24 protein-coding genes and 1 other RNA gene are annotated in these 24057 nt (G+C 39.2%); 17 read left to right on the top strand and 8 right to left on the bottom strand.

Going from position 1 to position 24057, the window contains the following annotated elements:
- Positions 1-16 precede the first annotated feature (16 nt).
- The 6 genes from eno (at position 17) to ssrA (ending at position 6256) form a co-directional block, all read left to right on the top strand.
- Entirely contained in the window at positions 17-1312 is a 1296-nt protein-coding gene (eno, locus tag AC1VNJ_RS19095) for a phosphopyruvate hydratase (protein ID WP_028412055.1), read from the top strand.
- Between the two features lie 208 nt (positions 1313-1520).
- Positions 1521-1754, top strand: coding sequence for a preprotein translocase subunit SecG (secG, locus tag AC1VNJ_RS19090; protein ID WP_014457843.1), 234 nt, complete (start codon positions 1521-1523; stop codon positions 1752-1754).
- 268 nt (positions 1755-2022) lie between these two features.
- Positions 2023-2763, top strand: a complete 741-nt coding sequence (locus AC1VNJ_RS19085; protein WP_028412056.1) for an alpha/beta hydrolase — start codon at positions 2023-2025, stop codon at positions 2761-2763.
- A 38-nt stretch (positions 2764-2801) separates the two neighbouring features.
- Entirely contained in the window at positions 2802-5144 is a 2343-nt protein-coding gene (gene rnr, locus AC1VNJ_RS19080) for a ribonuclease R (RefSeq protein ID WP_028412057.1), read from the top strand.
- Positions 5145-5289: 145 nt separating this feature from the next.
- The gene (gene smpB / locus AC1VNJ_RS19075) at positions 5290-5757 is read left to right on the top strand and encodes an SsrA-binding protein SmpB (RefSeq protein ID WP_013059694.1); all 468 of its coding nucleotides are present in this window, start codon (positions 5290-5292) and stop codon (positions 5755-5757) included.
- Positions 5758-5894: 137 nt separating this feature from the next.
- Positions 5895-6256, top strand: a transfer-messenger RNA (tmRNA) gene (ssrA, locus tag AC1VNJ_RS19070).
- A gap of 154 nt (positions 6257-6410) precedes the next feature.
- Here ssrA and modB read toward each other — a convergent pair.
- The 4 genes from modB to fdhF form a co-directional block, all read right to left on the bottom strand.
- On the bottom strand, positions 6411-7067 hold the full coding sequence (modB, locus tag AC1VNJ_RS19065) for a molybdate ABC transporter permease subunit (protein ID WP_034264255.1): 657 nt from the start codon (positions 7065-7067) through the stop codon (positions 6411-6413).
- A gap of 7 nt (positions 7068-7074) precedes the next feature.
- Positions 7075-7872, bottom strand: coding sequence for a molybdate ABC transporter substrate-binding protein (gene modA / locus AC1VNJ_RS19060; protein ID WP_033580425.1), 798 nt, complete (start codon positions 7870-7872; stop codon positions 7075-7077).
- A 124-nt stretch (positions 7873-7996) separates the two neighbouring features.
- Positions 7997-8476, bottom strand: coding sequence for a helical membrane plugin domain-containing protein (locus tag AC1VNJ_RS19055; RefSeq protein WP_154990601.1), 480 nt, complete (start codon positions 8474-8476; stop codon positions 7997-7999).
- An 11-nt stretch (positions 8477-8487) separates the two neighbouring features.
- On the bottom strand, positions 8488-11427 hold the full coding sequence (gene fdhF / locus AC1VNJ_RS19050) for a formate dehydrogenase subunit alpha (protein ID WP_482641186.1): 2940 nt from the start codon (positions 11425-11427) through the stop codon (positions 8488-8490).
- A gap of 369 nt (positions 11428-11796) precedes the next feature.
- Here fdhF and AC1VNJ_RS19045 point away from each other — a divergent pair, with 369 nt between their 5' ends.
- Genes AC1VNJ_RS19045 through moaA form a run of 3 tightly spaced genes read left to right on the top strand, consistent with a single transcriptional unit; the run spans position 11797 to position 14015 of the window.
- On the top strand, positions 11797-12141 hold the full coding sequence (locus tag AC1VNJ_RS19045) for a Na-translocating system protein MpsC family protein (protein WP_013059689.1): 345 nt from the start codon (positions 11797-11799) through the stop codon (positions 12139-12141).
- A gap of 15 nt (positions 12142-12156) precedes the next feature.
- A complete protein-coding gene (fdhD, locus tag AC1VNJ_RS19040) occupies positions 12157-12954 on the top strand; it encodes a formate dehydrogenase accessory sulfurtransferase FdhD (protein WP_033580428.1) in 798 nt (265 codons plus the stop codon).
- 44 nt (positions 12955-12998) lie between these two features.
- A complete protein-coding gene (moaA, locus tag AC1VNJ_RS19035; protein ID WP_028412063.1) occupies positions 12999-14015 on the top strand; it encodes a GTP 3',8-cyclase MoaA in 1017 nt (338 codons plus the stop codon).
- A 13-nt stretch (positions 14016-14028) separates the two neighbouring features.
- Here the strand turns inward: moaA and mobA are convergent, their stop codons facing one another.
- A complete protein-coding gene (gene mobA, locus AC1VNJ_RS19030; RefSeq protein ID WP_482641185.1) occupies positions 14029-14598 on the bottom strand; it encodes a molybdenum cofactor guanylyltransferase in 570 nt (189 codons plus the stop codon).
- Positions 14599-14759: 161 nt separating this feature from the next.
- On the opposite strand from mobA, the gene AC1VNJ_RS19025 reads away from it, so the two are divergent.
- Genes AC1VNJ_RS19025 through moaD form a run of 5 tightly spaced genes read left to right on the top strand, consistent with a single transcriptional unit; the run spans position 14760 to position 18270 of the window.
- Positions 14760-15776, top strand: a complete 1017-nt coding sequence (locus tag AC1VNJ_RS19025) for a molybdopterin-synthase adenylyltransferase MoeB (RefSeq protein ID WP_482641184.1) — start codon at positions 14760-14762, stop codon at positions 15774-15776.
- Positions 15777-15792: 16 nt separating this feature from the next.
- The gene (locus AC1VNJ_RS19020) at positions 15793-17082 is read left to right on the top strand and encodes a molybdopterin molybdotransferase MoeA (RefSeq protein WP_482641183.1); all 1290 of its coding nucleotides are present in this window, start codon (positions 15793-15795) and stop codon (positions 17080-17082) included.
- Positions 17046-17573: a molybdopterin-guanine dinucleotide biosynthesis protein B gene (gene mobB, locus AC1VNJ_RS19015; protein ID WP_482641182.1), complete on the top strand. Its 528-nt coding sequence runs from the start codon at positions 17046-17048 to the stop codon at positions 17571-17573. Before AC1VNJ_RS19020 ends, mobB begins: the two co-directional genes overlap by 37 nt.
- Entirely contained in the window at positions 17570-18034 is a 465-nt protein-coding gene (locus AC1VNJ_RS19010; protein ID WP_025752620.1) for a molybdenum cofactor biosynthesis protein MoaE, read from the top strand. The genes mobB and AC1VNJ_RS19010 overlap by 4 nt, the downstream gene beginning before the upstream one ends.
- A 2-nt stretch (positions 18035-18036) precedes the next feature.
- On the top strand, positions 18037-18270 hold the full coding sequence (gene moaD / locus AC1VNJ_RS19005) for a molybdopterin converting factor subunit 1 (protein ID WP_028412068.1): 234 nt from the start codon (positions 18037-18039) through the stop codon (positions 18268-18270).
- A 32-nt stretch (positions 18271-18302) separates the two neighbouring features.
- Here the strand turns inward: moaD and AC1VNJ_RS19000 are convergent, their stop codons facing one another.
- From AC1VNJ_RS19000 to AC1VNJ_RS18990, 3 genes are all read right to left on the bottom strand, one after another.
- Positions 18303-18944: a nitroreductase family protein gene (locus AC1VNJ_RS19000; RefSeq protein ID WP_013059680.1), complete on the bottom strand. Its 642-nt coding sequence runs from the start codon at positions 18942-18944 to the stop codon at positions 18303-18305.
- 27 nt (positions 18945-18971) lie between these two features.
- The gene (locus tag AC1VNJ_RS18995) at positions 18972-19409 is read right to left on the bottom strand and encodes a MarR family winged helix-turn-helix transcriptional regulator (RefSeq protein WP_013085370.1); all 438 of its coding nucleotides are present in this window, start codon (positions 19407-19409) and stop codon (positions 18972-18974) included.
- Between the two features lie 391 nt (positions 19410-19800).
- A complete protein-coding gene (locus AC1VNJ_RS18990) occupies positions 19801-20427 on the bottom strand; it encodes an undecaprenyl-diphosphatase (protein WP_028412069.1) in 627 nt (208 codons plus the stop codon).
- A gap of 162 nt (positions 20428-20589) precedes the next feature.
- Between AC1VNJ_RS18990 and AC1VNJ_RS18985 the strand changes: the two genes are divergently transcribed.
- The 3 genes from AC1VNJ_RS18985 (at position 20590) to AC1VNJ_RS18975 (ending at position 23934) form a co-directional block, all read left to right on the top strand.
- On the top strand, positions 20590-21717 hold the full coding sequence (locus AC1VNJ_RS18985; protein ID WP_482641181.1) for an MGDG synthase family glycosyltransferase: 1128 nt from the start codon (positions 20590-20592) through the stop codon (positions 21715-21717).
- Positions 21718-21875: 158 nt separating this feature from the next.
- Positions 21876-22601, top strand: a complete 726-nt coding sequence (locus AC1VNJ_RS18980; RefSeq protein WP_025752630.1) for a response regulator transcription factor — start codon at positions 21876-21878, stop codon at positions 22599-22601.
- Complete coding sequence (locus AC1VNJ_RS18975) at positions 22579-23934, top strand: sensor histidine kinase (protein ID WP_482641180.1); 1356 nt, start codon at positions 22579-22581, stop codon at positions 23932-23934. The genes AC1VNJ_RS18980 and AC1VNJ_RS18975 overlap by 23 nt, the downstream gene beginning before the upstream one ends.
- The last annotated feature ends 123 nt before the right edge of the window (positions 23935-24057 follow it).

Genomic DNA, 24057 nt, shown 5'->3' with positions numbered 1-24057 from the left:
AAAGGAGAGTTTTAAAATGCCAACAATTCTTGACATTTATGCACGCGAAGTATTAGATTCTCGCGGTAACCCAACAGTTGAAGTAGAAGTATATACTGAATCAGGCGCTTTCGGACGCGCAATCGTACCAAGTGGTGCTTCTACTGGTGAACACGAAGCAGTAGAATTACGCGATGGTGACAAATCTCGCTACCTAGGTAAAGGTGTATTAAAAGCAGTAGAAAACGTAAACGAAATTATCGCTCCTGAATTAGTAGGTATGGACGCAACTGATCAAATCGGTATCGACCGCCTTATGATTGAGCTAGATGGTACGGAAAACAAAGGTAAATTAGGTGCTAACGCTATCCTTGGTGTATCTATGGCAGTAGCTCACGCAGCAGCTGATTTCGTAGGTCTTCCATTATATCGTTACCTTGGTGGATTCAACGCGAAGCAATTACCAACTCCAATGATGAACATCATCAACGGTGGTTCTCATGCTGATAACAACGTTGACTTCCAAGAGTTCATGATTTTACCTGTAGGAGCTCCTACATTCAAAGAAGCAATCCGTATGGGTGCTGAAGTATTCCACGCGTTAAAATCTGTTTTATCTGCAAAAGGCTTAAATACAGCTGTAGGTGACGAAGGTGGATTCGCTCCAAACCTTGGTTCTAACCGTGAAGCATTAGAAGTAATTGTTGAAGCAATCGAAAAAGCTGGCTACAAAGCTGGTCAAGACATCCAATTAGGTATGGACGTTGCTTCTTCTGAATTCTTCAACAAAGAAACTGGTAAATATGACTTAGCAGGCGAAGGTCGTACAGGCGTAACTTCTGCTGAAATGGTAGATTTCTACGAGCAGTTAGTTAACGAATTCCCAATCGTTTCAATCGAAGACGGTTTAGACGAAAATGACTGGGATGGTCACAAGCTATTAACTGAGCGCATTGGCGGCAAAGTACAGCTTGTTGGTGACGATTTATTCGTAACAAACACGAAAAAACTTTCTCAAGGTATCGAACAAGGCGTAGGTAACTCTATCCTTATCAAAGTTAACCAAATCGGTACATTAACTGAAACGTTCGAAGCTATTGAAATGGCTAAACGTGCTGGTTACACAGCAGTAGTTTCTCACCGTTCTGGTGAAACTGAAGATGCAACAATCGCTGATATCGCTGTTGCAACAAATGCTGGTCAAATCAAAACTGGTTCTATGAGCCGTACAGACCGTATTGCGAAATACAACCAATTACTACGCATCGAAGACGAGCTAGGTGTTCTAGCTGTATACGATGGCGCTAAATCTTTCTACAACTTAAAAAAATAAGTTGAAATCATAAAAAACGGATGACGATTGTCATCCGTTTTTTTATGTTAAAATCCGGTGTATTTCGCTGTCATTACTTGTATGAGAGGGTTTTTTATGATAAATTAACCTTAGCGTAGTGCGCGTACTTTATCCCCGGTAATGCCAATCAGAAGGGATGAAGAAACCCCGCTGATTGACTATTACTTGGTGTAGGAGGTGTGTCTTAGTGCATACATTGCTGATTACTTTGCTAGTGATTGTTTCAATTGCATTGATTGTTGTGGTCGTTTTACAATCAAGCAAAACTACTGGATTATCTGGAGCTATTTCCGGTGGAGCTGAAACGTTATTTGGAAAACAAAAAGCACGTGGAATTGACTTAGTTTTACACCGTTTGACAGTAGTGTTATCTATCTTATTCTTTGCGTTAACACTTGCTGTATCTTATTTCAAACTTTAATATGTTACTGGATAGACTGCCACCTAATGCATACGTACTTGGTGTATACCAACTTATGTATTAGGTGGCTTTTTTAATGGGCGTGTTGAATACTTTAATTTCATTTTTAAGTAATGATATAATATAGCTTTAGAAAAAAGTACTAAATATAGTATAAAAGCGTAAAAGTTGACGGACACATCTCTTGTTATGTGATGACCGTCACATAAATACATGTTTTTTTCTATTATGACTGCAGATATTATAACTAAAAGGAGTTAAATGATATATGAAAATTGCACAACCAAAGCCATTTACATTTGAAGGCGGCGAAAAGGCTGTTTTATTACTTCACGGTTTTACCGGAAATTCTGCTGATGTTCGTATGTTAGGTCGTTTTTTAGAGAAAAAAGGATACACATGCCACGCACCTCACTATAAAGGACACGGTGTAGCGCCTGAAGAGCTTGTTCATACTGGTCCAAAAGATTGGTGGAAAGATGTCATGGAAGGCTATGAGTTTTTGAAAAGTAAAGGCCATGAAAGTATTGCCGCTGTAGGTCTTTCACTAGGTGGCGTATTTTCACTGAAATTAGGTTACACTGTACCTATAAAGGGTATTGTGCCTATGTGCGCGCCTATGTATATAAAGAGTGAAGAAGTCATGTATGAAGGTGTTTTAGCGTATGCACGCGAATATAAAAAGCGTGAAGGTAAATCGTCTGAACAGATTGAACAAGAAATGGAAGAGTTCAAACAAACACCAATGAACACGTTAAAGTCTTTACAGGAATTAATCGCTGAAGTGCGAAATTCAGTTGATATGATTTATGCACCGACATTTGTTGTACAAGGTCGTCATGATCATATGATTAATACAGACAGCGCCAATATTATTTATAATAGCGTCGAGTCTCCTACAAAAGATATAAAGTGGTACGAAGAATCTGGTCATACCATTACCTTTGATAAAGAGCGAGATCAGCTTCACGAGGATGTATATGCATTTTTGGAATCACTTGATTGGTAATAGAGATAATACGAATAAGGAAAAAGGAGGGACATGATGTGAAAGAAGAAAATCAGCCCTATATGAATGAAATATTGGATTTTATGAAAAGGGATAATTACAAACCTTTGACTGTCCAAGAGCTTGCAAAAGAATTTAATACGGAGGATGCAGAGTCATTCAAAGAGTTTGTTAAGGCACTTGTTATTATGGAAGAGAAGGGTTTAATTATCCGAGCAAGAAATGACCGCTACGGGCTGCCGGAACAAATGAATTTTGTCAAAGGGAAAGTAAGCGGACATGCAAAAGGGTTTGCGTTCGTAGTTCCTGAAGAAAAAGATGCGGGTGATGTATTTATTCCCCCTACTGAAACAAACAATGCTATGCACGGAGATATTGTGCTTGCAAGAGTGTTATCAGAATCATCAGGTGCTCGTCGTGAAGGAACCATTGTAAAAATCTTAGAACGAGGTACCCAGCAAATTGTAGGTACGTATACGCAAAGCAAGAATTTCGGCTTTGTGATTGCGGATGACAAAAAAATTGCAGGTGATATCTTTATTCCCAAAGCAGCAAGAAACGGTGCAGTTGAAGGCCATAAAGTAGTAGTAGAGCTCACAACCTATCCGGAAGGCCGCATGAATGCAGAAGGAAAAGTTGTTCAAATTCTTGGACATAAAAACGATCCGGGGATCGATATCATTTCTGTTATCCATAAGCACGGTCTTCCTCAAGAATTTCCTGCTGACGCTTTAACGCAAGCAATTGATACACCTGAGACGATTGATGAAAAAGATATCGGTAACCGTCGCGATCTTCGGGATCAAGTTATTGTAACCATTGACGGAGCAGATGCAAAAGATTTGGATGACGCTGTAACGGTTACAGAGCTTGAAAACGGAAACTACAAATTAGGTGTTCATATTGCAGATGTAAGTCACTACGTTAAAGAAGGTTCTCCGATTGATGTAGAAGCAGCAGAGCGCGGAACAAGCGTCTATTTAGTAGACCGAGTTATTCCGATGATTCCTCACCGTTTATCTAACGGAATCTGCTCATTAAATCCAAAAGTTAACCGTTTTACACTTTCTTGTGAGATGGAAATTAATCCACAAGGTGAAGTAGTAAAACATGAGATTTTTGAAAGTGTCATCAAAACGACAGAACGAATGACGTATTCAGATGTGAACAAAATCTTAGTGGATAAAGATGAAGAAGTGTTAGAACGCTACGAGCCAATCGTTCCGATGTTTGAGCGTATGGAAAAGCTGGCAGCTATTCTTCGTAAAAAGAGAATGGATCGCGGTGCCATTGATTTTGATTTCAAAGAAGCAAAAGTATTGGTAGATGATGATGGACATCCTCACGATGTTATTTTGCGTGAACGTTCAGTTGCTGAAAAGCTAATCGAAGAATTTATGCTGGCGGCGAATGAAACAGTAGCAGAACATTTTCACTGGATGAACGTACCGTTTATTTATCGTATTCATGAAGATCCAGATGCAGAGAAGCTTACTCGTTTCTTAGAGTTTATTACAAACTTTGGTTATACAGTGAAAGGGACAGGCAACGATATTCATCCGCGTGCGCTGCAAGATATTTTAGAAGAAGTAAAGGGTACGCCTGAAGAGATGGTTATTTCAACTGTTATGCTTCGTTCGATGAAACAAGCGAAATATGAAGCAGAAAGTTTAGGCCACTTTGGTTTATCAGCTGAATTCTATACGCATTTTACGTCTCCAATCCGTCGTTATCCGGATTTAATCGTTCATCGTCTCATTCGTACGTATTTAATTGAAGGAAAAACAGATCAGCAAACGCAAGAAAAATGGCGCGAGCTTCTGCCTGATGTTGCTGAGCATTCTTCTAATATGGAACGTCGTTCAGTTGACGCTGAGCGAGAAACGGACGATATGAAAAAAGCTGAGTTTATGGCTGATAAAGTTGGGGAAGTATTCAATGGTATTATTAGCTCTGTTACAAACTTTGGGATGTTCGTGGAGCTGGAAAATACGATTGAAGGGTTAGTTCATGTTAGTGACTTAACGGATGACTATTATCGTTACGACGAACGTCATTATGCGATGATTGGAGAAAGAACGGGCAACGTCTTCCGAATTGGAGACGAAATTGAAGTGAAAGTTGCCGATGTGAATAAAGACGAGCGTTCAGTGGACTTTGTTATTGTGGGAATGAAAGAAGGCCGCAAACGCTTATCTAAAGATCGTCCTAAAGTGATTAAGGCAAAACAAAAGTCACGCAAAGACGATAAAGGAAAAGGTCGAGAGGGCAGCCGAAGCAAAAATGAAGAGTGGTCTACTCAAAAACCAAAGAAGAAAAAGAAAAAAAGATTCTTCGAAGGCGCTCCAAACGTTAAGCGCAAAAAGAAAAAGCGCAAATAATCGACAGCAGTGAAGCAGAAGGATAGACCTTCTGCTTCAAAACAGCTCTATTAAACGTTTTAGTTGTTGTTTAGATTTCCATACAGTAAAATGATACATAATATCATACATATACGTAAGTACGGCTGAAGGGAAGGAACGTTTTATGCCAAAAGGTGAAGGGAAATTAATTGCACAAAACAAAAAAGCCCGCCACGACTTTTTTATTGAAGAAACATATGAGACGGGTATTGTTCTACAAGGAACGGAAATTAAATCAATTCGTAATGGTCGTGTGAATTTAAAGGACTCTTTTGCTCGTGTGCAAAACGGAGAAGTATTTTTACACAATATGCACGTTAGTCCTTACGAACAAGGAAATCGATACAATCATGAGCCACTTCGTACACGAAAGCTATTGCTGCATAAACGCGAAATCAGCAAGCTAATTGGCTATTCAAAAGAAACAGGTTATTCACTAGTTCCGTTAAAAGTGTATTTGAAAAATGGATACGCAAAGGTTTTACTAGGGCTTGGTAAGGGTAAAAAGAAATATGATAAGCGTGAAGACTTAAAGCGTAAAGAAGCCAAGCGTGATATCGAACGAGCATTTCGTGATCGTCAAAAGATGTAAAATTACAAAATCTTACAATTGCAAAATGCTCATTTTGTGATATAATAAATATTGTTATCAGTTAGATTTCATTTTGCACACTGAAGTCGCTATCTGATGTAAGAATTTTTCTTACACATTCCGACTCCCTTTTATATGGGGACGTTACGGATTCGACAGGGATAGTTCGAGCTTAGGTTGCGAGTCGAGGAGATGGCCTCGTTAAAACATCAACGCCAATAATAACTGGCAAATCTAACAATAACTTCGCTTTAGCTGCATAATAGTAGCTTAGCGGTTCCTCCCTCCATCGCCCATGTGGTAGGGTAAGGGACTCACTTTAAGTGGGCTACGCCGGAGTTCGCCGTCTGAGGACGAAGGAAGAGAATAATCAGACTAGCGACTGGGACGCCTGTTGGTAGGCAGAACAGCTCGCGAATGATCAATATGCCAACTACACTCGTAGACGCTTAAGTGGCGATATTTCTGGACGTGGGTTCGACTCCCACCGTCTCCACCAAATACATATTTTTGGTGGCTTACCTTACTTATAACAGGAGCTAATCAAATGTATGATCTACATTTGATTAGCTCCTTTTTAATTTATGATGTATGTAAAATTGAAAAAGCGGTACAAAAATAAAAGGATGCCTCTTTGTGTAAGAGGCATCCTTTTACTTTTGTTTAAGCTGAACAAAAAGCAGCATAAGAAAGGAAAGAAAGACGATCGAGATAACCCATAGCCAAGCGAGATTCATGTTTCCAGAGTCAATCGCGACGTAGATAGCGGTAGGAACAGTTTGAGTTTCACCTGGAATATTGCCAGCAAACATCAAAGTGGCTCCAAATTCTCCGAGTGCTCTTGCCAGACTTAACACACCTCCTGTTACGATAGCTTTAGAAGCTAAAGGAATGGAAATAAAGAAAAAGACTTTCCATTCGCTTGCACCATCTACTCGAGCTGCGTCTTCAATTTCATGATCAACGCCTTGGAAGCCCGTTTTGGCAGATTGATACATAAGGGGAAACGCAACGACAACGGATGCAATAACAGCTGCCCACCACGTAAAAATAACGGGTTGTTGAAAGACCCATTCAATTGCTCGGCCGAGTAGGCTGTGTTTTCCGAATATGACAATCAATAAAAATCCAACAACGGACGGAGGCAGGACCAATGGTAGCATCAACACCGTTTCAACCATCACTTTTCCCTTAAAGTGTTTCCTTGATAACAGTTTTCCTATAACAGTGCCTAGAATAATCACGACAAATCCCGCTACTAATGCAATTTTAAGCGATAGCTGAAGAGGAGATAAAAACTCTTGAATCATAGCAATCTCAATTCGCAGTGAAACCGTATTTTTTAAACGTGTTAAGAGCCGTCTTACTTTGTAAAAATTGATAAAAATCCTTTGCTTCTTGTGGATGTTTCGAATCCTTAATAACGCCTACAGGATATACAATTGGTTTGTGAGTGCTATGATCTGCAGTGGCGACAATCTTCACTTTTTTTGAAATCAACGCATCGGTTTTATAAACAACTCCAGCTTCAACGTTTCCTGTCTCCACATAGGAAAGCACCTGGCGTACGTCTTTTGCATAGACGGTTTTAGGCTCAATGTTTGTCCACAGATTCATGTGTTCAAAAGTCTCTTTTGCATACTGTCCGGCAGGAACGGATTCCGGTATGCCAAGTGAAATTTTTTGAACAGCAGGCTTTGATAGATCTTCAAAATTTTTGATGGCAGCCGAATTATTCTTTGGGACGATAAGCACAAGATCGTTGCCAACCAAGTCAGTTCCATTTTCTTTAGAAATAACTCCTGACTTTACCAGTGCATCAAACTTATCTTCCGCTGCTGAAAAAAACAAATCAGCCGGTGCGCCGTTTTCGATTTGCTGTTGCAGCGAGCCTGAAGCCCCAAAATTAAATTTTAAGTCGACATTCGGATGCTTTGTTTCATATTGCTTTTGAATATCGGTAAGCGCATCTTTTAAGCTGGCTGCAGCGGATATCGTTAAGCTGACGTTTTGGTGCTGAGCCGCTGATTGACTCGTATTTGTTCCGTTCGAACAAGCAGCAGTAAACATAATTAAAAATAATAGTGCGAATAAGGGTTTAAAGTATTGTTGCATCGTGTCACCTCAATTAGTTTTAGTAGAGCAATTTAGTATAACTATATCACGTTCACTTAGAAAAGGACTTCCTAAAAAGAAAACAGCGACTTGAAAGGGAAAAACTTTCAAGTCGCTGCCTTATTTACTCTTCCAACGCTTTGCCCATTCCTTTTAAAAAGTGAAGTCCAAATCCAATTGCACGATTAACATCTGGATCATTTAGCGCTTTTATAAGAGCTAACGCACTTACTTTTTTTCCTGTTTTTACATATTCATTTGCTTCGTTCATACCAGCTGTTGCACTGTTAACAAGTTTAGCAGTTACCTCTGGGTCTGCCTTCATCAAACCGCTGCTTGCACCCATAAGGGTATTAATTAAATTGGTTACGGGTTCTCTAGAAATTTGATGAAGCGCAATTTTTGAGATTTTTTCTTTTGCTTGAATCATTGAATCAGCAGCTTCAAGAACACCCATGTCGTTAAGTTCTCCGACAATACCGAGAATACGATTCAGCGCTTCTTCATTATCTGCCAGCAGAGAAGTCAAGTCTTCTAATTTTCGCTGTTTTTTTTCTTCCTCGCTTAGAAGAGGCTTTTTAATTTCTGTAATAGGTTGTGCCATCTTTTCTCCTCCTATTTACTTGTTAAATGGACGTAGCCAGGACGACTCCATTTACGCTGAACCTCGACCCCATTTTGAGGATGACGTTTTTTGTTACGCGGATTTGTAGACGGTAAAGGCGTTTTTCCACCTTTGCTTAATACTTCCATCCGTACTTTTGTTTGTTTGTAAGCCGGCGTATTTGTTCGTTGGTCGACTGCAGGTCCCGTCAAGAAGTTAATAGCCGAATCTTTATGAACGGAGTGCATCGGAAGATACAGCTCATTTGCTTTTACTCGCTCTGTAATTAATGCCTGTACTTTTACTGCTCCAAACGGTGAGATTAATCTGACAAGCGAACCGTCTTCAATTTCACGCTCCTTGGCAAGCTGAGGTGAAATTTCTACAAATACTTCCGGTACCTTTGATTGAATACCGCTCGATTTATTGGTCATATTCCCTTCATGAAAATGTTCTAACATTCGTCCGTTATTAATGTGCAAATCATATTCCTCTGGAAATTCAGCAGGAAGAACCCAATCTGATAAAGCAAAGCGCGCTTTTTTATCTGGGAAATTAAACCCATCGACGTAAAGTAAAGGCGTGCTTTTCCCCTCTAAGCTCCCCCATAAGAAGCTATCCCAGCCTTCAAGGTTTTCGTAGCTGGCTTGGCTGAACAGAGGTGATAGACTAGCCATTTCTGAAAAGATGTCACCAGGGTGTGTATACGTCCAATTTGCACCTAAGCGGTTTGCAATCTCTTGAACAATCCACCAATCCGGCTTCGAATCACCAAGCGTTGGCAATGCTTGATACAATCTTTGTACGCGTCGCTCCGTATTAGTAAACGTTCCGTCTTTTTCAAGAGAAGGAACAGCAGGGAGTACAACATCAGCATATTGAGCCGTTCTTGAAAGGAAAATGTCTTGGACAACAAAAAAATCTAGATTTGATAATATTTCGTGTACGTGATTAGCGTTCGAATCGACAAGAGCCATATCTTCTCCTACAAGGTACATAGCTTTCATTTTTCCTTCATCAATTGAATGAAGCATTTGGATATTATCAAGACCCGGCTTGTCTTTAATTTTCACGCCGTATGCTTTTTCAAATTTTTCTCGAGCGACTGAGTCCGTGACGTGCTGATAACCTGGAAGCCAAGCGGGAAGAGTTCCCATATCGCATGCGCCTTGCACGTTATTGTGGCCTCGGAGTGGATAAGCGCCTGCACCAGGGCGTCGATAGTTTCCAGTAGCAAGCAACAGGTTTGAGATAGCCGCTGATGTATCAGAGCCTCCTGTATTTTGCGTCACGCCCATACCCCACAGCACACAGGTTCCATCGGCGTCTCGAATCATTTCAGCTATTTGAATGAGTGTTGCTGCTGAAATACCCGTAATTTGTTCAGCATATTCAAGCGTGTACTTTTCAAGTAAAGAGTTAAAGTCTTCAAAATAGTTGACGTTTTCTTGGATAAATTTTTCGTTGTGCCATCCTTGATCAATCATGTATTTTGTTACAGCCATTAGCCATACTTGGTCCGTACCTTGTTTTGGACTGATAAAAATGTCAGAGCGTTCAGCCATTTCGTTTTTGCGCAAATCTGCGACGATTAGTTTTTGGTCATGAAGCTTATGCGCGCGTTTGATACGAGTTGCTAATACAGGGTGACCTTCGGCAGGGTTAGCTCCGACGATGATAACCAGTCCAGCTTTTGCGATGTCTTTTATCGTGCCGGCATCGCCTCCCATTCCGACTGTTCGAAATAATCCATCGGTTGCAGGAGACTGACAGTAGCGAGAACAGTTGTCTACGTCATTTGTTTCAAACATTTGGCGAGCCAGCTTTTGAATAACATAGTTTTCTTCGTTTGTAATCTTAGAAGAAGAGATAAAACCAACGGATCCATGTCCGTACTGCTGATTGATGGAGTTTAACCTGCTTGCTACTAAATCGAGCGCTTCTTCCCATGACGACTCTACAAATGCGCCATTTTTTCGGATTAAAGGCTTAGTAATACGTTTTTCAGAGTTTACAAAATCCCAGCCGAATTTTCCTTTCACACAGGTTGAAATAGCGTTTGCGGGAGCATCTGAGCTAGGTTGAACTTTAAGGATTTCGCGGCCTTTTGTCCACACTTCAAATGAACATCCAACTCCGCAAAATGTACAGACGGTTTTTGTTTTTTTCGTCCGAGTTTCACGCATAGCTGCTTCCACCTCTGAAACAGCAAAAATTCCGCTGTACCCTGGTTCCACTTCTTTAACTAAATCAATCATTGGATTCAAAACGCTTTTTGGAAGTCCGGTCATGAATCCAGCTTCTCCGAGCATAGATTTTTCCATTAAGGCATTACAAGGACATACTGTTACACATTGACCGCAGCTCACACAAGAAGATTCATTGATTGCTACACCATCATCCCAGAGAACGCGGGGACGTTTCGCTTCCCAGTCGATAGAGAGCGTTTCATTAACTTGAAGATTTTGACAAACCTCTACACATTGTCCACAAGCAATGCATTGATTAGGGTCATAACGGTAAAATGGATGAGACATATCGACTTCATCCTCTGAGGCCTTTGGCGTATAGGGGTATTTTTGATGTTCAATCTCCATCATTTCGGCTGTATTATGTAATTTACAGTTTCCGTTGTTATTATCGCAAACGGTGCAGTATAGCAAATGATTTTCTAATAAGCGATCCATTGCTTCCGTCTGTGCCGCTTTTGCGGGTGCTGATTGTAATTCAATCTTCATGCCGTTTTCAGCTTTTGTAGAACAAGAACGAACTAACTCGCCATTCATTTCAACAATACATGTGTCACAAGTTTGAATAGGGTCTACTTCAGGCACATAACAAATCTGAGGATGCTCGATGTTTTGCTGGTTAATAATTTCGAGTATGGTAGAACCTGAAGCTGCCTTGTATTCGTTGCCATTTATATGAACAGTGATGATTTCACGACTCATTTGTTTTCCTCCTTTATATAAAACAAAAAACCACCATGAATACACATGCCTAATTAAATAAGGGAAGTGCAATCATGGTGGAATAGTTTACTAGCAGGTCTTACTAATATGCCAATCCGGCCCATTTATATCGTTAAGAAAAAGTGATAGAGTAATAACAATTCATTATTATTATTATTATTCCATCTCGGTTATTTATAATTATATCGCTACGTTTTTAAATGCACAACTTTTTTAAATACCCAACTCTCTTCAAAAGTTTTGCTGCAAAGATTTTAGGCTTTTATTTTTTGAAGTGTTGATTTATGATAAAAAAACTGTAGGAATAAAATGCACAATTTAATTTTAATCGGTGGGAGAGCGTTGATTATGTCAAAAACAATTCATGAATTTAATGATATTATTCGGAAGCTTCGAAAAGATTTATTTGGAAAAGGACCGGAAAGAATACATACGGTTTTTGTTGAAAATATGGCTGTCTCAACACTGTATGGAAATTTAACTCCGACAGAAACATTTATTGCAAGCACTTCTGAAGGGTGTGACATGGTTCATTTAGCTCGAACAAAAATGATTCAAGATGTATATGCATCGAATCCGCCGGAAGGGCTAGAAGAATTGGTAGGAGCAAAGCTGGTTAATTTATTTTCAGATATGAAAATAAAAGAAAATATAGCGGTTTCCGTATTTGTTTTTGATAAAAACATTATTTAAAAAAGGAGACATCACATGAATTCGACCGTTAAGAAGCGTACAGTTCTTAGATTTAAAAATGGTGAAATGGAAAGCGTGGAAGATAAAATTGTAACGGAGTTTCCTGTGACTGTGAAAATTAATGAAGAAGAGTTTGTCACGATGGTATGTAGCCCTCAATACATTGAAGATATGGTAATTGGCTATTTAGCATCTGAAGGGGTTATTCGAGAATACAAAGACATTAAAAACATATGGGTTCAAGAAAAAGAAGGGTATGTTCATGTTACAATAGATAAATTAAACCCGTATTTTCAAAACCTTCAAAATAAACGATATATCACGTCTTGCTGCGGGGCGAGCAGACAAGGGTTTGTCTTTATAAATGATGCGCTGACTGCTAAAAAAATGAATGATATATCGGTAGAACTTTCAATTAAGGATTGTTTTCAACTCATGAATAAGCTGCAGCAATCTGCTGCTACGTTTCAAGAAACGGGTGGCGTTCATAACGCTGCCATTTGTGATAAAAATGGTTTCATGCTTAGCAGAATGGACATTGGCAGGCATAATGCTCTAGATAAACTATATGGGTATTGCTTAAAACACCATATTTCAATTAGGGATAAAGTAGTCGTTTTCAGCGGCCGTATTTCTTCAGAAATTTTGTTGAAAGTAGCGAAGATCGGGTGTGAAGTGGTTCTTTCAAAATCCGCTCCGACTGAACTTGCTTTAAATCTAGCAGAAGAATTGAGAATTACAACGGTAGGGTTTATCCGAAGTGATTCGTTGAATATTTATACATGCCCGGAAAGAATTTTAAGAGAAAGTTAATCTGCTGTGGAGAAGCTGACAGCTAGAGAGGAGAGATGAGGCAGATGTCATACACTATAGTTGATACGTTAAAGCGCCCTTTACGAGACTTGCGTTTGTCCGTAACAGATCGCTGTAACTTTCGCTGTCGATATTGTATGCCTGAAGAAATTTTTGGGGCAGACTATCCATTTTTACCTGCCGAAAATATTCTTTCGTTTGATGAATTAGAGAGACTCACGAGATTATTCGCATCGCTAGGAGTAAAAAAAGTGCGTATAACGGGAGGAGAGCCACTGCTAAGAAAAGGCTTGCCAGATCTAATCAATCGTCTGAAGCAAATTGAGGGTATAGATGATATTGCCATAACAACAAACGGCTCACTGTTAAAGAAGCATGCAGAAGCCTTATCAAAAGCGGGATTATCAAGAGTAACCGTCAGCTTAGACTCGCTTGATGAAGTGAGATTTCAAGAGCTGAACGGAAATCGAGGAAGCGTCAAACGAGTGTTAGAAGGAATAGAGGCAGCAGCTCTTGCGGGGATTTCAGTCAAAATAAACATGGTTGTCCAAAAAGGCAAGAACGAGCAGGATATCCTTCCGATGGCCCAATATTTTAAAGGCAAAAAACATACGCTGCGCTTTATTGAATACATGGATGTTGGAAATTCAAACGGATGGAAAATGGATGAGGTTATAACAAAGAAACAAATTCTTGATATAGTTGGACAAGAAATGCCTCTTGAAGAAATTCCGCCTCATTACACGGGAGAAGTAGCTACCAGGTATCGGTATGTTGGGACAGAAGAGGAAATTGGTATCATTTCATCCGTGACAGATTCATTCTGTTCGACTTGTTCACGCGCAAGAGTATCGGCTGAAGGAAAGCTCTATACCTGCTTGTTTGCGTCAAAAGGGTACGACCTCCGGAAACTGATACGATCACAAGCATCTGATCATACTGTTTGTGACACCATTTCTGATATCTGGAATCATCGGAAAGATCGTTACTCAGATGAGCGGGCTAACGGAAGACAGGTCCAAGGCGCTGAGAAAGTGGAAATGTCTCATATTGGTGGATAATTCAAAAAAAGCCTTATGAATGCCAATCACTGCGATGATTCACATTTATAAAAGTAGGATCTTCTGCTGAAAAAGGCACGCGAAGGACGTTTGCCTGATTCAACAATCCTGTAAGCCTTCTTTCACCTTGTGTAACGAGTTGGTCAATAAGAGGAAGCGTTCTACGGTGATAGAGGGCTAGAAGCGGGTGCATGTGATTTGGCTGAACAGGAAGAACAATATCAGCTGAGTTCGCCTGAGTTAGGGTAATCATATTATGAACAAACTCAGCATTAACAAAAGGAATGTCACACGAAAGAATAAAGAACCATTCAGCACGGCAATCAATTGCAGTTAAAGCATGATGAATTGCATACAAAGGTCCTTGATACGGGCATTTTTCAACTGCAAATGAAACATCTTTTCTTTGAAAATAAGGAAGTAAATCTTGGTTGGTAGACACAAGTATAGGTGTGACGTAATTTTCTTTTAATGCATCTATACTATATTCGTAAAATGATTTCTTGTTATAGGTTTCAAACATTTTTGGTTGACCGTAGCGAGAAGATTTTCCTCCTGCTAATACAATGCCGGCAATGGACATTTATTAAATACCTCCATCAAAATATATTTGTATATTTATGCACATAAGCGTCCGTAAAGCAGCTTAGCTTTATGTGTATAATAGCATGTTTTTAAAGAAATATCTTTGACGAAGGAATAGATAGTGAAGTCATAGATTGAACGAGAAAGGGAGAGAAAAGAGTGACAGAACGTTATTCACGTCAGCAGCTTTTCCAGCCCATTGGAAACAAAGGGCAGCAGCAAATTAGAAGTAAGCATGTTTTAGTTGTAGGCGCAGGGGCTCTAGGCAGCGCTAGTGCAGAAGCTCTCGTGCGTGCTGGAATTGGAAAATTGACTCTTGTAGATCGTGATTATGTAGAATGGAGCAATCTGCAGCGTCAGCAGCTTTATACAGAACAAGATGCGCAAAACAAACTGCCTAAAGCTGTAGCAGCCAAAAATCGTTTGCGTCAAATAAACACAGAAGTGAAAATCGAAGCGCTGGTGATGGATGCTCAGCCTGCTAATTTAGAAAGTATCGTCCAAACAGCTGATTTGATTATCGATGCGACAGACAATTTCGACATTCGCTTTATTTTAAATGATTTGTCACATAAGTATGAAGTTCCTTGGATCTACGGCTCATGTGTAGGGAGTTATGGCACCACTTATACCGTTATCCCAAACGTAACCCCTTGTCTGCACTGCATATTGAAAAAAGTGCCTGTGGGAGGAGCGACGTGTGAGACAGCAGGAATTATCAGTCCAGCCGTTCAAATTGTGGCAGCCTATCAAATAACCGAAGCATTAAAAATTTTAGTGGGAGACGTTGAAGCTTTGCGACACACATTTCTAACTTTTGACGTCTGGCATAATCAGCACGCTGAATTTAAGACGGGTAAAATGAAAAGTTATGAATGTTCTTCTTGCGGATCGGCACGCACATATCCGTACTTAGCGTATGAAAATCAGCTTAAAACAGAAGTTCTTTGCGGCAGAGAGACGGTTCAGATCAGACCCTCGCAGCAGCATTTACACAACTTTGATGAATTGGAAAAGCGTTTAAAAAACCAAGGGAAAGTAGACCGCAACCCATATCTTCTGTCATGTCAGCTTCCAGAGCAGCGCTTTGTTATTTTTCAAGATGGCCGTGTATTTATTCATGGAACGAATGATATTCAATTTGCGAGAAGTTTATATTATCGTTTATTAGGATGAGTAAAGGAGTGAAAAAATGAGAGAAAAGCGAACTCCTATCCCTGTCGGAGAATGCGTTGGGCGAGTGATGCAGTATGTCAAAAGCGGAAAGCAAGAAATCATTGCGCTTGAAGAAGCTCACGGCAGATTTTTAGCAGAAGATTTAATGGCAGATCATGATGTTCCTGCTTTTAATCGTTCTCCATATGATGGTTTTGCTATTCGGTCACAAGATACGAAAAAAGCATCATCACTTCATCCAGTAGAACTGGATGTTCGAGGAGAGATAGGAGCGGGTTCTGTTTTTGAACATACAGTCAACGCGATGCAGGCTGTGCGTATTATGACAGGAGCTCCTATTCCAAAAGGCTGCGATGCGGTGGCAATGCTTGAAGTAACAAAAGAATATACAAAAGACAACCAGCCCGTCGTTCAAATCAAGCGGTCGTTTAACAGCGGAGATAACATTTCGTTTCAAGGAGAAGAAACAAAAAAAGGCACTATGTTAGTTTCAAAAGGAACGTATATCACTCCGGGAGTAGCTGCTCTTCTAGCCACATTTGGTTATAGTAACGTAGCTGTCTTCAAAAAGCCTGTAGTTGGATTACTTGCAACGGGAAGTGAACTAGTGGAAGTACGTGATCCTGTTCAGCGAGGGAAAATTCGTAATAGCAATGCTCATATGCTTCGTGCCCAAATTGAAAAAGCTGGAGGAGAAGTAAACTATTTTGGTATTATGCCCGATGATTTAAGTCAGTGCTACAGCGCGGTAAAATCTGCGCTATCAGAAGTGGACATGCTGATTACAACGGGGGGCGTTTCAGTAGGAGATTATGATTATCTACCAGAGGTGTATAAGCAATTACAGGCCGAAGTTCTTTTTAATAAAATAGCGATGAGACCAGGCAGTGTCACAACAGTTGCACGTATGGAAGACAAGCTTTTATTTGGTCTATCGGGAAACCCTACGGCCTGCTACGTTGGTTTTGAACTGCTAGCTCGTCCGGTCATCAGTATATATGCGGGGAAAAGAACCCCTCACCTCCGGAAAGAAAAAGCTTTGTTAGGAAAAGACTTCTTAAAGCCAAATCCTTTTATGCGATTTGTATCTGGCAGGCTTTCATACAGGGAAGGACAGCTGATTGCTTCTCCATTAAGCTTTACAAAATCTAGTGCTGTTTCTTCTTTAGCTCATGCGGATACGTTAATTATATTTCCCGGAGGGACGAGAGGGTACAAAGAAGGAATGCTGGTTGACGTCTTATTGCTAGATGACGTGCAGGGAAGTGAATGGCCTTGGCAGCAAGTTGCACCGTTTTACAAGTAGTTGGATTTCAAAACAGCGGAAAAACGACTTTAGTGGAAAAGCTAATTAAAAAAGCGAAACAATTCGATCTACGTGTAGGTTCTATTAAGCACCATGGACACGGCGGACCTCCAGATAGCAGCAGTGAGCTAAAAGACAGTCATCGCCACCAGCAAGCAGGTGCCGATGTGGCAGGTGTAGAAGGAGGTGGGATCCTTCAGCTTACGGCAAACAGTAAAGACTGGAGCCTAAAAAAGCTGATTGATTTTTATCAATTTTTCTCGCCAGATGTCATTTTTGTTGAAGGATATAAAAAAGAATCCTATCCAAAAGCAGTCTTGATTCGAAGTGAAGAAGATCTTGTTCTGCTTTCCTCTCTAACCAATATCATATGCGTGATTAGTCACATTCCGCTTAAAAACGAAGTGCAGCGAGCATGTCCAATGTTTCACTTACAAGAAGACGAGCTTTATCTTAATTTTTTATTGAAAGAAGTGGGGGAAAGAAGATGAACCAGCACTTATTTGAAGTAGTAAATCAGCCAATTGCGGTAGATGAAATAATTAAAAAAGTTTCTAGAAGAGACGCGGGAGCTATTACGACATTTATTGGAACGGTAAGAGAATTTACAAAAGGCAAAAAGACGCTCTCTCTTGAATATCAAGCCTATGTGCCAATGGCAGTGAAAATGCTCAGCCAAATTGGTGACGAAATTCAGGAAAAGTGGCCGGATGCTTTGACAGCTATTACTCATCGAATCGGAAAGCTTGATATAACAGAAGTCGCAGTAGTTATTGCGGTTTCTTCTCCGCATCGCAAAACAGCTTATGAAGCAAATGAGTATGCTATTGAACGTATTAAGCAAATTGTGCCAATTTGGAAAAAGGAATTTTGGGAAGATGGAACAAAATGGATTGGCGATCAGTTAGAAACAAAAGAATATCCTGAAGGAAAGCCATTGAAGGAGATGTAAAAATGATTAACGTCTTATTTTTCGCTGCTATACGTGAAGAGGCTGGAGTGGAACAAGTAACAGTTGATAAGCAAGATATAACAGTGAAGGAATTAAAGGAATATGTACAAAAAACATATAAGCTGTCCTCTCTGAATCAAACGATGACGGCAGTCAACGAAGAGTTTGTAACAGATGAAGAAATCATTGGAACGGGAGATACCGTTGCATTTATTCCACCCGTTAGTGGAGGATAAAAAAAGGTGCTGAATACACAGCACCTTTTTTATTATCTAAATTGAGCTACTTTTTCAATTGGTAAACGTACAGAAGGGTAACCGCTATTTGCTGCTTTGCCGATTGAAAGTAACATAACCGGTGCATAGCGTTCTTTGTCTAAACCGAATGCTTCGGCAATTTGATCTTTTTCATAACCGCCAATAGCATTCGTATCATAACCGTGAGCACGTGCAGCAAGCATTAACTGCATAGATACTAAACCGCCGTCAATTAATACCGTTTCTTTATTTAATTCTTCAGAAGCAGCTGCGTAGTGCGCTTTGATTTTTGGAATTTGCATATCTCTAATTTCTTGTGGCATATAGCCTAGTTCAACAGCTTTATCGTAAATTTCATCTAAATTTTCTTCGCTTTTTAAATCGCCGAATATCGCAATAACAGCTGCCGATGTTTCTACTTGTGATTGATTAAATTTAGCAAGCGGAGCTAGTGTTGCTTTTCCTTCAGGGCTATCAATTACTAGAAAGCGCCAAGGCTGTGCATTAACAGAAGATGGAGCTAGCGTCGCTTCTGTTAAAATTTCTTTCATTTCTTCACGGCTGATTTTGACAGATGGATCGTAATAACGAATAGATCTGCGCCCTGTAATAATATCTTGGAAATCATTGTTTAGTGTTTTTGTTTGTGTCATGATGAACTCTCCTTTATGTTAAAAATGTTATGACCGTTCAATGGCCGAAATGTTTACTTTTAAACGCTCAAGCATTTTTGAAAGCAGCAGCTGTTCTTCTTCGCTGAAATCTTTAAATGCTTCATCAATAAAGCGAGCTTTTTCGTTTCGAAATGCACCGATTTTTTCATGTCCGCTTTTCGTAAGCTTTACAAATGTTACGCGGTTGTCATCAGGATTTTTACGGCGTGATACAACATCTCTTTCTTCTAGCTGCTTTAAATGCCTTGTAATTGCAGCATTATCAATGTTTACTTGCTGTTGAAGCGCCTTTTGACTCATTTCACCTGTTTCATAAAGCTGATGTAAAATATCAAGACGTGATTGGCTAACACCGGTACAATGCTCAAACTTTTGATTAATTTGTTTATTAACTTCTTGCAGAGCATACAGAACATTTGCTTTTTCAGAACATGAATGTGACAAGAAAGTCGCTCCCTTTTTTCTATGATATTTATTGATGGATTAATATTTGATACATCAATGTTTGATACATCAACTAATATAAAGTAAATAAAAGTGAAAGTCAAGAAAGTGAACAATCTTTTTTTTATAAATAATAAAAAGAGATTGAGATATAACGAAATCAATGCAATCTAAAGACGAACAAATCGGATAAATGAGCTCGTATGGACCGCTTGTGACACGGTAGTTGATTTCCGTGCAAGACTTCGCTTTGTCCTCCAATCAACTGCCAGAAGGAACGAAACAGATAAAATCTACGTTCATTGTAACCAAAAAAAACGAACCACTGATCAAACGGTTTGATTAGTGGTTCGTTTTTCACTTCAACTATACTATTTTTGTCTCAGCGTCTTTAAGCTGAATGATTTTTTTTACTAATTTGTTCATGCGTGTAAGGAGACAGAAACGGAATACGCTTGATAATCACATCGTGAATCCAGAATAATCGCTGGATAAGAGGAGCTGTTTTATCTGAAAGATAGATAACAAAGCAGCTGATAGCTCCCGCAATTACCATGCCTCCAAGTACATCTGCTGGATAGTGGACACCTACGTAAATGCGTGAAAGGCCTGAGATGGCAGCCCATATAAAAATGACGCTTCTCCATTTGTTTTTTCGTAACCACATGATCCAAGCAGCAGAAAAGACTAAAATCGAATGATCACTGACAAAAGATGAATTAGCCGGGTGCGGAATCAGCTTATGAACATGATGAGTCACAAACGGACGCGGGTGGTAATACACCAGGTGAATGACTTCATTGATACAAAGAGAAAGGACAATTGTAAACAACATGTATAAAGCCGTATAACGGTGATAAATTGTTCTTTCTGTTTTTCCGCTAAACCAAAGCAAAAGCAAACAGGCCATTATAAAATAAGGAACGCTATTCGTAATGATAACCATGACAGAATCCATTGCGCTGGATTTACCAGCAAACGAGTTAATCCATTGAAATACTTCGTAATTGAGGTTCATTTGTTTTCTCCTTATGCAGTACTTTTCACTCTTAGTTTAGATTGACACTCTAAAAAAACGATGAATTTCACATTAAAAATCAATTAAAATCCGAAATTCAAGGGCATTTAATGATATAAAAAGGAGAGGAAGAAACTGCTTTTAGAATAGGAGATGAAACAGTTGAAAAAGGTTTTATTTTTACCTCTTCTAAAAATGCCTTCTGGCCATCATCAAGTGGCAGAGGCGTTAATGGATATATTGGAAAGAAGAACAACAAATATTTGTTATAAAAAAATAGATTTATTAAGTTATACAAACGAACTATTAGAAAAAGTGGTTACAGGCACATATTTGAAATGGATTCGTTATGCTCCAGAAACATACAATATGGCATACAAACATCTCTTTTATGAACCGCCTGTTCATTCATTCAAATGGTATCATCACGTATTCGCAAAAAAAATGGAGCACTTAGTTAAAGAAGAAAATCCGGATTTAATTATATGCACACATGGATTTCCTTCTTATTTGCTCAGCCAATTAAAAGCAAAAGGCAAGTGCAATGTTCCTATTATAAATGTCTACACGGATTTCTTTATTAATAATTTATGGGGAAAAGAAGAGATTGACTTTCACTTTCTTCCTAGTGAAGAAGTAAAAAGAGGGCTTCGTGCTCAAAGTGAAATTCCACTTCAAAATATGATGGTCACAGGGATACCGGTACATGAAGAAATAACAAAAACAAGAACTGTTAAGCATCATGGTAACCGAAATATTTTAATTGCCGGAGGCAGCAGCGGTCTAGGCAATATTATGGATTTTTACAATGATTTAAAAGACGCGCGCCATTTTCATTACTTTGTCTTATGCGGCAAAAATCAAAAGTTATATGAAGAAATCAAAGGGTGGGAACTACAACACGTTACACCAATTCCGTACATTTCATCACGCACAGAAATGAATGAACTGTATGAGCGAGTGGATGCTATTGTAACAAAACCAGGTGGTATCACGGTCAGTGAAGCTCTTCGCAAAAATTTACCGATTTTTGTTCATTCTGCTTTACCGGGTCAAGAAGAGGTGAATTTACGCTATTTAACAGAGCGAAACTTAGTTCAAGAACTAAAGGCGGATCAATCGTTAGAAAGTCAGCTGCAGACAGTGCTGCAGGATGCTGATAAAATGAGCACATTGTATAACGCGATTGCTGCTTACCATAAAGGAATCGAAGCACAAACGCCTGAAGAACTTTTAGCAGTAGTCAATTGGATTCTAGGTGAAAAGCAAACGATTGGTCTTCATGCGTAAAACATTCATGTTTACAAACAATAAGGATAAGCTAAAGAACAAGTATGTTGAAAAAGTAGGGTTTAGATAAAAAAACAAACATCTTTTGAAAAAGGTGTTGTTTTTTTATCTAAAGAAGCTATTCTTTCACTTAAGACATGTGGTGAGAGGTGCATAATATGAAAGAGAAAATTTTAATTGTGGAAGATGAAGCGCAAATTGCGAAAGTGCTAAAGATTGAATTGGAATTTGAAGATTATGAAGTAGATGTTGAGTACGACGGGAAAGCGGGTTTAGAGACGGCAATATCCGCTCAATATGACCTCATTTTGCTCGACGTGATGCTTCCAAGTCTGAGCGGTATTGAGGTGTTAAGAAGACTTCGGAAAGCGGAAGTGTTTACGCCAGTTATTTTATTAACTGCCCGAAATACGACGTTAGATAAGGTAATGGGGTTAGACCAAGGGGCTAATGATTATGTTACAAAACCGTTTGAAATTGAAGAGCTGTTAGCACGAGTTCGCTCTTGTATTCGCTATCGTTCGCTCGTAGAAGCATCAGGAACGAAAGAAGCTGAAGCAGAGCTCTTAACGATCAGTGATTTGACCATTAATCTTGAAACAAGGGAAGTCCTAAGAAACAATGAATCCATTACGTTGACACCGAAAGAGTATGATTTAGTCGTGTATTTGCTTACGAATAAAAATAAAATTGTCACGAGAGAAGGGATTCTCACAAACGTTTGGGGATATGAATATGAAGGAGAAACAAACGTAATTGATGTGTATATTCGCCACTTAAGAAAAAAAGTAGATGAAGGTTTTTCTACTTCTCTCATTCATACGGTGCGGGGCGTAGGATATATGATGAAAGAGGAGAAACATGAAGATCACGACGAAGATTAATTTGCTGACAACAGCATGGCTAGTGGTTATTTTATTAATCATGAACATCGTTGTTTTTTTCTCCTTCACTAAATCTACGGTGAATATGGAACAGGACATTTTATTCGAAAAAGCACGCGAGATTATTCAAAAAGGTCAGCAAGATCATTCCGTGGAGCTTTCGCCAGAGTTACTAAAATTTTATTTGACCAACCATTCATTTATCCGAACAGTCTCAGAAAATTCTACGGTCATTAATCAAGTATCAAATGATCCTCATCTGGTGAAAATTAAGCCCGAATTTTCAAAGAAAAAAAAAGTGAAGCTTCGCAAAATTAGAGAAAAACAAGTATTGGTTATTCGCATGCCTGTCAAAGTCAATAATCAAGTCGTTGAAACGCTTGAGATTGGTGAGCTCCTGACTGGTTTTGAAACCCGCAAAGATATTTTGCTATCAATTTTGATTTTTTGTTCTCTTGTGTCCATTTTACTGTCGCTTTTAGGAGGAAGATGGTTATCACGCGTCATTATGCATCCTATTAAAAATATGGTCACAACGATGAAAGAGATTGAAGAGAGCGGTGTTCCTAAAAAAGTTCTCATTCAAACGGAGACGAGAGATGAACTGCAGGGTATGACCGTTACGTTTAATCATATGATTGACCGCTTGCGAGAAAATATTGAAAAGCAAAATCAGTTTGTTTCTGATGCTTCTCACGAATTAAAAACCCCTCTAACCGTTATTCGCAGTTATTCTAATTTATTAAGAAGAAGAGGGATTAAAAATGAAGAAATTACGCTGGATGCGATCGACACCATCTATGCGGAAGCAACCAAAATGCAAAAAATGATTGAAACGCTGCTTGATCTGGCAAGTGTGGAAAAAGAACAAACGCTTGATATGAAGCAAACAGATCTTGTTCTTATTTTTGAACAAATCGTTAAGCAGCTGCAGCAGGTATACAAAAGAGAATTAGTTCTTCATTATGATCAAACGCCCATTATGATTCAAGTGGATGAACTGAAAATGAAGCAAGTGCTGATTATTTTGCTTGATAATGCAATTAAATACAGTACGAATAAAATTGAAGTGACCGTGGAAAAAAAGCAGGAAGATGTCATTATCAAAGTGAAAGACTATGGAATTGGTATTCCAAAAGAAGATCTTGCACATATTTTTGAACGTTTCTACCGAGTGGATAAAGCTAGAAGCAGAGCTACGGGAGGAACGGGGCTTGGACTATCGATTGCACAAACTATTGTCCGTCAGCATAAAGGCGAGATTTTTATTAAAAGTGAAGAAAAACAAGGAACGGAAGTTGTGATTCATCTTCCCGTTTCATCTGTAAAATGAGGAGATTAGAAAAAATTAGTTTAGGGGAAGGAAGATCCGAACGATAAATCGTTTGGATCTTTTCATTTTTCTCAGACTAAAGTATGAAAGTATTTCATTATAAAGTCGTGCGAAACGCAAGGA

Source organism: Priestia sp. 3CA3, from assembly GCF_056836725.1.
Note: the sequence above shows the minus strand (reverse complement) of the source record. Positions and strands in the feature narration are given on the sequence as shown.

Coding starts and splice junctions, on each gene's coding strand:
- AC1VNJ_RS19055 (WP_154990601.1), bottom strand. CDS start 8,476: ATGGCACAACCTATTACAGAAATTAAAAAGCCTCTTCTAAGCGAGGAA.
- moaA (WP_028412063.1), top strand. CDS start 12,999: ATGTCATACACTATAGTTGATACGTTAAAGCGCCCTTTACGAGACTTG.
- fdhD (WP_033580428.1), top strand. CDS start 12,157: ATGAATTCGACCGTTAAGAAGCGTACAGTTCTTAGATTTAAAAATGGT.
- AC1VNJ_RS19085 (WP_028412056.1), top strand. CDS start 2,023: ATGAAAATTGCACAACCAAAGCCATTTACATTTGAAGGCGGCGAAAAG.
- AC1VNJ_RS18990 (WP_028412069.1), bottom strand. CDS start 20,427: ATGAACCTCAATTACGAAGTATTTCAATGGATTAACTCGTTTGCTGGT.
- AC1VNJ_RS19020 (WP_482641183.1), top strand. CDS start 15,793: ATGAGAGAAAAGCGAACTCCTATCCCTGTCGGAGAATGCGTTGGGCGA.
- modA (WP_033580425.1), bottom strand. CDS start 7,872: ATGCAACAATACTTTAAACCCTTATTCGCACTATTATTTTTAATTATG.
- moaD (WP_028412068.1), top strand. CDS start 18,037: ATGATTAACGTCTTATTTTTCGCTGCTATACGTGAAGAGGCTGGAGTG.
- mobA (WP_482641185.1), bottom strand. CDS start 14,598: ATGTCCATTGCCGGCATTGTATTAGCAGGAGGAAAATCTTCTCGCTAC.
- AC1VNJ_RS18980 (WP_025752630.1), top strand. CDS start 21,876: ATGAAAGAGAAAATTTTAATTGTGGAAGATGAAGCGCAAATTGCGAAA.
- AC1VNJ_RS19000 (WP_013059680.1), bottom strand. CDS start 18,944: ATGACACAAACAAAAACACTAAACAATGATTTCCAAGATATTATTACA.
- AC1VNJ_RS18975 (WP_482641180.1), top strand. CDS start 22,579: ATGAAGATCACGACGAAGATTAATTTGCTGACAACAGCATGGCTAGTG.
- AC1VNJ_RS19045 (WP_013059689.1), top strand. CDS start 11,797: ATGTCAAAAACAATTCATGAATTTAATGATATTATTCGGAAGCTTCGA.
- smpB (WP_013059694.1), top strand. CDS start 5,290: ATGCCAAAAGGTGAAGGGAAATTAATTGCACAAAACAAAAAAGCCCGC.
- modB (WP_034264255.1), bottom strand. CDS start 7,067: ATGATTCAAGAGTTTTTATCTCCTCTTCAGCTATCGCTTAAAATTGCA.
- eno (WP_028412055.1), top strand. CDS start 17: ATGCCAACAATTCTTGACATTTATGCACGCGAAGTATTAGATTCTCGC.
- AC1VNJ_RS19010 (WP_025752620.1), top strand. CDS start 17,570: ATGAACCAGCACTTATTTGAAGTAGTAAATCAGCCAATTGCGGTAGAT.
- mobB (WP_482641182.1), top strand. CDS start 17,046: ATGGCCTTGGCAGCAAGTTGCACCGTTTTACAAGTAGTTGGATTTCAA.
- fdhF (WP_482641186.1), bottom strand. CDS start 11,427: ATGAGTCGTGAAATCATCACTGTTCATATAAATGGCAACGAATACAAG.